The sequence below is a fragment of the Microvirga sp. KLBC 81 genome, from assembly GCF_003075415.1.
GTDB lineage: Bacteria > Pseudomonadota > Alphaproteobacteria > Rhizobiales > Beijerinckiaceae > Microvirga.
In genome coordinates, this window is sequence record NZ_QDAH01000129.1 from 1 (window position 1) to 9,844 (window position 9,844).

General features: G+C 53.9%; 4 protein-coding genes and 2 pseudogenes. 2 read left to right on the forward strand and 4 right to left on the reverse strand.

Annotation, left to right across the window (positions count from 1 at the left end):
- The 3 genes and pseudogenes from DC522_RS31010 to DC522_RS31020 all read right to left on the reverse strand — a co-directional run.
- Positions 1-192 (reverse strand): annotated as a pseudogene (locus DC522_RS31010) (hypothetical protein); the annotation flags it as partial.
- 186 nt (positions 193-378) lie between these two features.
- Positions 379-1,311, reverse strand: coding sequence for a family 16 glycosylhydrolase (locus DC522_RS31015; RefSeq protein WP_116532331.1), 933 nt, complete (start codon positions 1,309-1,311; stop codon positions 379-381).
- A gap of 332 nt (positions 1,312-1,643) precedes the next feature.
- Positions 1,644-2,738, reverse strand: coding sequence for a glycosyltransferase (locus DC522_RS31020; RefSeq protein WP_116532332.1), 1,095 nt, complete (start codon positions 2,736-2,738; stop codon positions 1,644-1,646).
- A 565-nt stretch (positions 2,739-3,303) separates the two neighbouring features.
- Between DC522_RS31020 and DC522_RS31025 the strand changes: the two genes are divergently transcribed.
- Together DC522_RS31025 and DC522_RS31030 are read left to right on the forward strand one after the other, a co-directional pair.
- Positions 3,304-4,716, forward strand: a complete 1,413-nt coding sequence (locus DC522_RS31025; protein WP_116532333.1) for a lipopolysaccharide biosynthesis protein — start codon at positions 3,304-3,306, stop codon at positions 4,714-4,716.
- A gap of 1,064 nt (positions 4,717-5,780) precedes the next feature.
- Positions 5,781-7,706: a family 16 glycosylhydrolase gene (locus tag DC522_RS31030; RefSeq protein WP_116532334.1), complete on the forward strand. Its 1,926-nt coding sequence runs from the start codon at positions 5,781-5,783 to the stop codon at positions 7,704-7,706.
- 832 nt (positions 7,707-8,538) lie between these two features.
- On the opposite strand, the pseudogene DC522_RS31035 reads toward DC522_RS31030, so the two are convergent.
- A pseudogene (locus DC522_RS31035) lies at positions 8,539-9,463 on the reverse strand (IS630 family transposase).
- Positions 9,464-9,844 lie beyond the last annotated feature (381 nt).

Here is a 9,844-nt window from a genome sequence, read left to right on the forward strand (position 1 = left end):
GGGATTCCTTGCGGCGTGCCATGCGATGTCTCCTTCCAGATCATCGTAAGGCCCCACACGAAATTCCTGATAGTCCCTCCGGGCTCGCATCGCCACATCCTGATGGGTGCTGCGCCGGCGAACGAGGGCCTGCAGCGTCTCCCGCTCGGGTAGGGTGAGGGACAGCGCAATCGGCTTGGGTCCACGGGCCATGACAGCCTCCCAGAAGAGAGGCTCTCAGGCTGCTCCCGCTACCGCCAAACTGCAAATCAACTTCAAACTCACACCACTACAGCGTATGCTCAGTTGAATACCTTTAATGCCAGAGCCTCGGATCGGAGGACGACAGCGGTGAAATTTCGTGTCTGTGAACCTGCGCTCCCCTTTCGCGCAGGTGAATCAGGCGTAGACACGAAAATAATCTATTCGAAGGTGCGCCAGCTTATCCTCTTCCTGAAGCGCAGAAGGAAACTGCACATCGGAGCGAAGTGCCAAAGTAAGAAGTGGCCAGAGCACGTCCTTTTGCTCGTCCATCTCAGCTGATCGTCCAATCGTCCATCTGATCGGCTGGTCCGTTCCCGACTGCAGGGCCGGCCTGCGCTCGAAATATGGCGTGCACTCAGCACCTTCGATCAGCACTCCATACCGGTAATATCCCTGCGTAACATCAAGACCGGTCGGAACGCCAATGCCTTCGTGGTGTTCGTCAGGTTTGCCCCACTCGTGGAGATAGGTCCCATAGAGGGTCGGCTCAAAGCCCTTATGCTCCATGGCATCGATCTCGATACTGGTTTGGGGCCAAAGAATGCTGCGTCCGTTCATTAGCCAAAATGCGGACCAGGTCAAAGGATGCTTCGGGACCCACATTCGTGCCTCGAAATATCCTTGGCGCCAGCCCTTCGTGATTGTTCCATCTCGTCTGGCGGTCTGGATGTTGCCCGAGACCCACTGGAATTCACGATGATTGTTCCCATAATAATTGGGAACTTTCATTGCCTGTCCTATGTACTTCACGGAGATCTGAAGTGCTTTCCTGTCGGTTGCACTCGGGTCTTCGACAATCGAATACGGATTGAAGCCTTCTTCACCTGTAATTCGAGCGAACGCAGACCTGCCATAGAATCCAGGCTCGAGAGTCGTTGCCTTCGGCCCTGCATCCCACACTGATGGGTCCAAGGTGACGAATGGCTCGTCAAACACGAGCGAGCGGCCTTCAGTCGGATCCGCCATGCTGGCATTGGAGCTTCGCATGACTGCGCGAATAATGACGGGAGCGGTGATAAGTGCCACAGAACCCTTAATCAAGGTGCGACGAGTAGAGGCGAGGATCAAGATCGTTCTCCCTATGTGCAGGTCCGCGAACTGAGGGCTTCCGGGTCAATGCCTCAGCACGTGGCAGGCTTCAAAAAACATAAGCCATCTGCCCGAACTCAGAGCCCCCGGAACGGGTAGCTTAGGTGGGGACCGCTCTGTGGCTGTCCTCCATGCTGGCATCATAGCGGTGATGCCGATCTCTTCGACATCATCATCAATTCAGACCTTAACACTCTGCCTGGTGATGGTGAGACGACAACTTCTGAGATGGATATTACGAGAAGCCATCAGCAAACAGGCGTTCAGCGGTGCAACGCACCCGCAGTATGCACTGACTAAACCGGAGCAGTCTATTTAGCCGCACGCATGAGTGCGTCAGCGTGGACATGAACGACTCTTTCCACGCTGTACCTGTCCACAAAGCTCTTCCTGTATTCCGAGTATTTCTTCTCGAGTTGTATATTGTCGCAATAATACTGCATCGCCGAAACAAGTTGATCCTCGTCCAGCAGTGAGACGAGCCGGCCCAGCCGCTGGTCCGTCAATATATCGCTGGGCCCAAACTCACAATCTGTCGCAACAACAGGTAGTCCGAACCTCAAGGCCTCGCATATTGCTAGAGACCAACCCTCCCATCGTGATGGAGACACATAGACGTCACTCGCAGATAGCGCAGCCTGAGGATTGTCCGGATAAAACTCAATGCTAACAACCCCCTCGAGATCGAGGTCTTTTATTTGCTGCCTCAGATCAGGCTCGCTGTTCCCATATCCTACCATCCTCAACCTGACATTTCTGCGGAGCTTGTGCAGCTTCGCAAAAGAGCTGAGCAAAATGTCTTGCCCCTTTTGGTAGGAGAAGCGCGCCACATTGACGAAAGTGACGATTTCTGAGTCTGGGATGGCTTCGTTGTTGTCGCCGTCAAATCTCCGTACGGGGTTCGGAACCCAGTGATGCGGAACGTTGCTCGGGAACATCGCCTTAAATGATTCAAGTTGTTTTGGCGAAGTGCCGAATACATAGGAGAGGCGATGAAGGATAAACCTGCCCATGATAAAGAATAGCAGCTTTGCCTTCAGATGGCTCATCTCCAATCTAGGATTTCCATGGAGATACAAGGCAAAACTTCTTCGAAGCCCAAGGCATGCCAGCCAAAAAATGACGGTCGCCTCTACCTGCGGGACTACAACAAGGTCGTATTTGGCTTCGCTCACAACCCTTCTCACTGTGAGCATGAGATTCAACCTTCCCCCGGTTAATTTCTTTATTTTCCTATACTTCCGGTTGCCTATCTCGAAATTCTTGAAATCAGAGGTGTACAGAACATCGATTGCAAGATCGGTGTGATATCTCTCCGCAAGTTCCGAGCATACTTCGTCAACTACACGCTCTATGCCGGCATAAATTTTGGTAGGCGGTAAGATGTACAAGACCTTGAGGCTCATGCGAGAGCTGTCCTCCGAAGGAATCGTTCCAGCATTTTTTTTGGGCGTTCTAAATATCATCTCGCCGGAATTGGCTCTAGAGGAGCTTATGGATATTTAGAGTCATAGAAGAGTGAAGTTGCTGACGTAATATGGGCCTTGCTTTCCGTGGGGGTAAAGTGTCCCGAACTCAGAGGCGTGGATTGGAATAAGGGATCATGAAAGTACCGGACAGTGCCGCATTATCCATCACCGTCGGTTCCAAGGAGGACAGTTGTTACCTTGTTTGTAGACATGACGAGTTATCGAAGTCGGTCTCTGGGATGTGCCGGAAATATTTAGCCAAGGGCTCTTGGGCTCATCAGTTCGCGTCTTGGAGTGCAGTCCGCACCTTCACGGATGGACTTGGGCATCCGATGACTTGACCTCACGTGTCGCTGCCCGACAAACTCACCGAACTCAAATGGCGCGCAGGCTCCATGCAACCCTAAAAAGAAAGAGCCGGCGCAATTCTATGAGCGGCACATTTCGCATGATTGAAGCAGGTGCTGTTATGGACGGCCGGTTGTAAGCGCAGGATCATGTGATGCTTACGGCGAAGACAATTTTGGGCGCCGGATGGTCGGTATCGTCGAGGTTGGCAAGCCGAGCGATCGATTTTGCCACTCTGCTCATTCTTGCCCGGACGCTAGGTCCGACGGATTTTGGGCTGACCGCTATAGCAATGACTCTTATTGCGATAACGGATACCGTTCTTGAGATTCCATTGGCGCAGGCTTTGACGCGTCTGAGACAAATTTCAAAGCTGCATTTGGACACTGCCTTCACGTTAGGTGCTATGAGGGCTTGCTTGCTAGGGGGATTCATCCTTGCTGCGGCTTGGCCATTTTCCATTATCTATTCTGACGAGCGTCTTGCCGCATTGGTCGCTGTGCTCGCCATGGGGCCAATGGCTAGGGGGGTATACAGCCCTGCTATGGTAAACTTCTACAAGCAGCTAGATTTCAAAAAATATTTCTTGGCTGACTTTTCCGGCAAGATACTCGCTGCCTCTCTTGCGATCGCAGTGCTTTATCTGGGAGGGGGATACTGGGCGATTGCAGTTAGTAGCGTAGCCTCTTCTGTTATACCAACAATGTTCTCGTATGTTCTTGCACCGTACAGGCCGGCGTTTTCCCTCGCTAAGCTGCCGGAGTTCTCCAAGTTCATAGGCTGGTTTACCTCTGCTCAGATAGTCGCTGCCATAAACTGGCAACTCGATCGGGTGGTGCTCGGCCGCTACGTGTCTAAAGCCGAACTGGGGCAGTACACCATGGCGAGCGACCTTGCGGTATTGCCTACTCAAAGCCTGATTGGGCCGGCAATGCAGCCGGTGATGGCAGCCTTCTCTAAAATCAATGATAATCTCGATAGACTGAAAGGCGCATATCTGAAAGCCTCGCACTATACGATGTTGCTTGCGATGCCGATATGTGCCGGCATATCTTCGACGTCAGATATGATTGTTGATCTTATTTTAGGCAGCAAATGGGATAATGCGGCTTTCTACCTGCGTTGGATTGCCTTTCCTATTGCTCTGACGGCCTACTTTCAGCCGCTCTATTCTCTCGCACTCGCAATCAATCGTCCTAATGTCATCTTTCAAGTCAATTTTGCGGATCTCTCTGTAAGGATCCTGCTCATATCGTTAGGGTTCTATTTCTTCTCATTCGAGGGTGTGATTGTTGCCCGCGGCATCGCGGCCTTGGTGATATTTGCGCTGACTCTGGCCTCCGCGGAGAGTTTGATCGGCATAAGTGTTCTCTCGCAACTCAGAAACCTTTCCAAAGTTTTTCTCGCCTGCTTTGCAATGACCCTTTCAGTCACAGCCTTACGGTACAACTTGGATCAGTTCGACGTTCATGTGGCTATTAGGCTTGCGCTGACAGCTGCTTTCGGAGGTGGAGTCTACTTCGGGACTTTGTTTGTGCTCGGATCCCGATTCAGGGCCCTGGGTTGAGAATTATTGACCCTTGATAGGCCCATTCAGATGGAGAGCTTGCAACTGACCAGTTGCTTCACCAGGAGCGAGGCCAGTGGTCAAAAGCATATGCTGGACGGGCAATGATCTGGGTCGTTGATCCTTATTGAATATGAACGCAGGGTGCTTGCCTCGATCAAGCAGAACCGAGCGAAAGCGGATTGACAAGCCTCGGTGCAAAATCGTCCTTGCCGTACTCGCTACGCGACCGTGCAGGATGTCTTGAGCGGAACAAACAACTGTCTGACGCTCAATGAGGATCAAGGTGCATCGTCGCAAGCCTCCCGCACATCAAAAGCTATGATCATTCCCTCTTCACGCACCGGGAGGTGAGATTTCTCTGCTCGCTAATTAGAACTTTTCGCCTCAAGCGAAATTGCGTCAAGCATGAGCGCTCAAATCCAGGTCCATGCCATACCGAGTGCACGCCGAAACCTGGGTTTGAGGTGGAAGCGGGGCCTCGGGATGAGTATGTCTTTTTTTCGCCTTATTTCACCGCCAATTGGACAAACTAAACCATGTATCAGAATGGTGTGAGTCAACAGATTCGGGGCACATTAATGGTCATATCCATCAGACGATCTTTAATCCACTTGCCCGGGCTGCGGAACAATAATGACGTTCCTCCGGCGGATATGGATCGAACCTAGATCAGCCCGTTTCACTTCTTGTCGGATTCTTGAATGGCCGAGAGCAAATCCGCTCTCCGTAAGCACCTACATGCGTGCCTTGTTTGAGTTTTCCTGTTCACAGACGGCATAAACTTTACACCTCTATTTATTATTTATGTATCAGCTTTGATGTCTGAGAACTTATTTACAGTCTGAGGATATCCATAGCATTGATCGGAGTATTTTAAACGTACAAACAGACCGCGTATCTTCTGGGCTTCTTTGCGGCAAAACGGGGAGTTCAGTTGGCGCAAGAAGGCGGCCAAGCATTATTGAATGAGCAATCACAAGAGTGGCTGCGCAGGGCGTTTTATCTGCGCAGTATAGAAAGTTGTGCGTTCAAATATTTAAAAATTTCTTAGGGGCAAATTCGTGTTAAATCTTTCTGGTTACAAGCTTACCTTCGACGAAGAGTTCAACACCCGTAGCATCTCGCAAAATGGAGAAAATACTGTTTGGTCGGACATTCGCCCGGAGCACCGTGGTGACGCTTACGCAGACGTTGGATTTGGCACGTCATCGTTCGTTGATCCTGGATCAGGGTATGATCCATTCAAGGTCGCCAATGGTGAACTGATCGTCACGGCCGCTCTGAATCCAACAGCTTATGGTTATCCAGGTGCCTGGGAGGCGGGGCTGATTCACACAAAGGGCGAGTTCTCCCAGACATACGGCTATTTCGAGATGCGCGCCGATCTGAGCAGTGTTCGGGGCAGCTGGGACGCATTCTGGCTGCTGCCCGATCAGCCTTGGCCCAACCCGAACAATCTGCCCGGTTGGCAGGAGCTGGATATCGTTGAACACTACGGTGAATATGATGTCGGTACTTACCGCTGGATTCACACAACGGATCCAGAGCCTAACAAGGACGGCAACGCAAACCTGCAAGTGTTCACCAACAATCCGTCGCAGACCGCAGGCTATCATACCTATGGGATGAATTGGAAGCCCGATGTCATTGAATTCTATTTCGACGGTCAGTTCATGGGGTCTAAGCCGACTCCGACCGATATGCACGGCCCAATGTATATTCTCGCGAACCTCGCGACAAACCAGCAGGCCAGCGCATCGAATCCTGCAATGCAGATGAAAATCGACTACATTCGCGCGTTCTCAAATGCTCAGGATGCTGTCGCCGTAAAGCTCGATACCGTATCTTCTCCGGATGGAAAGGATCCAGGTCTATATGGCGCGGTTGCTGCTACCGCAGAGCCACCAGCCTCGCCGACGACGCCTACTTCGACGACTTCTCCTGATGCCAAGTCGCCTTTGTCGGCTTATCACATCACCGACTTCTATGATGGCTTTAGTCAGTGGACGAGTGAAAGCGTCTTTGGAGGAACGCGGATTTCCAATACTGCTCTCGACATCGATGGCACCATGACAGCTGATGCCATTAACGCGACCGGCAGCAACGCTGGATTCATCATCGATGCGGATACTGGTTCCACGGCACCAACAACGATTGGTATCAACATCAAGGCCGGATCTGCTGCGGCAGTCGTCATCGCCTTTGGCAACGGAAAGGTGATGCTCAATCTCGCTGGGGTCGCTGCCGGGACAGCTAATGTTTACGGTTCGACAGCCGGAACGTATTCTATCGAAAAGCGGCCCAATGGTTACTACCATGTCGAGGTTACAAGTACCACTGCTGGACTCAATACCTTAACGGTGAGCAGCAATTACACAGCGACAGCCAACATTGCCACGTTCTATATTGGAGATCTTCGAATCTCCGCTGGAACGGACGCTGACGACGGCTTTGGGGCCACTCCGTCGACATCCCCGCCGCCGGCATATCCTTCGACGCCGGAACAAGAGCCCGCACCTCTTCCTGTTCCGGAAGAGTATGTCGAGATCAACGGGACCAGTAAGGCAAACAACCTGACGGGTACAGAGGGCGCCGACAAGATCAACGGCAAGGGCGGCAATGACCTCATAAAAGGTCTCGGAGGACAGGACATTCTAACCGGTGGTGCCGGGGATGACACATTCGTGTTCAATTTCGCGCCGAGTCCGGAGAATATCATCACAATCACTGATTTCAACGATGGCAATGATACGCTGCGTCTCGATAATGCCTTTCTAACGGCACTTGGGACAGACGGAGTCCTGTCGGCTGGAGCTTTCGTTATCGGCAGCGCACCCAAAGATGCCGATGACCGTCTCATCTATAATAATGTCTCGGGGGCGTTGCTTTATGATGCGGACGGAACGGGGACTGCGTATGCAGGGATCAAGATCGCGTCGCTGACACAGGGTCTGAGCCTGACTGCGTCCGATTTCATCGTGATCTAAGCCCGCCAAGGCTAAATCATATCGTTGTCGACGGCGGATCTCCCGCAACCGCGCTATAGACTGGCGGCACTCGGAGTGGCTCGCTGCGTATTTGTTTGCGAGCCACTCGAAATGTCCAGGATGGACCAGAGATCGGCAGGGGCGTTTCTCGCTTGTTCCTCCTGCACAACGAGGGCTCTCCTGATGACAACGGAAAAGCGTGCGGTCGTGTCTGCTGGCCTGACCAACTATATTAGTCTGGCTAGGTGGAAGAGGTTGAAGGTCCTCTGCAATTGAAAAGAAGCTCAGGTCGCTCCGCTCAAATAAGATGCCGTCCCACAATGATGAGTGCTGTCCCAAGCGGTGAACGAGGAGGATGACGGATCTGTGGGCGACCTCCCGCTCGACCCGCTCGCACTCGGCCATGATCAGAAGGTGGTTGAGATTCTCAAGCAACTGGCGTCACGTCACAAGCTGAACCAGCCGAACACAGAAGATCGTCATCAGGATTTCCGACGGGCCAGCAATGGGGCCATTCTCGGGTGTGCGGCTCGATCAGAGCTCATTTGGCATCCGTCAACTCGGTCTCGTGACGCAACCCGTCGCGGCTATACTGCCGAGCGGGCGGGCTCCCATCCGCTTCCAGGTCAGGCTTCGGCACCCTCTTGGAAACGCGCGACCCTCGACCACTTTACCTTTTTCGAGACTGGGTTTGAGCAGCAAAATGAGAAAAAATGCCAAACTAAAGGGTGTCAGTAGATGAGGATAACGCTCAGTTTTTGTCTGGCCCATCAGGCGCTGACCTCCGCCGGACCCGGACTGTTTCTAGAGCGTTTTCCGCTTACACCGGTTCCTATCCCTCCCTGAAGTAGTTGGCACACTCCTCGGGCGAGAACGCGTCCAGCAGCTCACCGGTGGTCTGCCAGAGCGCCTCCTTCGTGCGAGCCGCAGCCTTGCACAGCAGCGCCTTGAGCTTGGCGAAGGCCTTCTCAATCGGGTTGAAGTCGGGCGAATACGGCGGCAGGCGCATCAGCGTGGCGCCGGCGGCTTCGATGAGCGCTCGCACGGCTGCGCTCTTACGCGGCGGCAGGTTGTCCAGATCACCACGTCGCCGACCTGCAGTGTCGGCACGAGGATCTGCTCGACATAAGCCACAAACCACGGGCCAGTCATTGGCCCATCGAGCACCATCGGCGCGGAGAACCCGCTCAAGCGCAGGCCCGCCACAAAGGTCGTAGTCTTCCAATGCCCATGCGGAAGGCCAACCCGCCGGCGCTGGCCTCGCGCACAGCGTCCGTACAGGCCCGCCATCTTGGTTGAGGCACTGGTCTCGTCGATGCACACCAGTCGCTCGGGGGCGAGATCGAGTTGCCCGTCAAACCAAGCCTCGCGCGCGGCCCTGACGTCGGGCCGGTCGCGCTCGCAGGCGTGGGCGGGTTTTTTGACTGTGATCGCCCGTGTCTTGAAGAAGCGCCACAGTGTGCCGATGCCCGCAGAGACGCCGCGCTCCTCCCTCAGCTTCACCTGCATCTCGTGAAGGCTGATCTGCGACGAGGCCTCGATCAATTCGAGGAGAAAGGCTGCATGCGCATCGAGCTTGGAGCCCTTGGGCTGACCCTGCCGACGCGCTCTGACTTCGCCGGATCGGGCCGGCGCACCCACAGGATAGCGGTTGAAACGCCAACTCCACAGCGAGCCGCGGCCGGCCGCACCGAGGTGCCGCTCACCGCGGTCCTGATCACCCGTTCCCGCAGATCCTGACTGTAAGCGCGTGCCAGGCCGTGCCTCCATGTCTGGAGACAAGCAGGCCACATCAGATCTCAGAGCGGAATCCCTCTGACTCGGAATAGCCGGAAAACGCTCTAGGAACTCCCAGTTCGCTTCGGAGCAGAATTCGCGATCACTGGCTGGGCTCATGCGGGAGTTGCTATACTTCTATTGTTAAGAACAGCTTCTAGCACTACTTTGGCACTCCCCTCATCGAACCAAGAGTGAAGCGGGCCCGGCAGAATGGACATCGCAGGCGCATGGCGTGTGCCAGATGATCAAGCAGCATGCGCCGAATGGCTGGCAAGCGCGGGTGCGGCGGCGGTCCCCCCGCATCTTTTTCCCCGACCGGCGGCTTGCAACCGCAGATGCCGCAGGAACAGGCAGGCGAT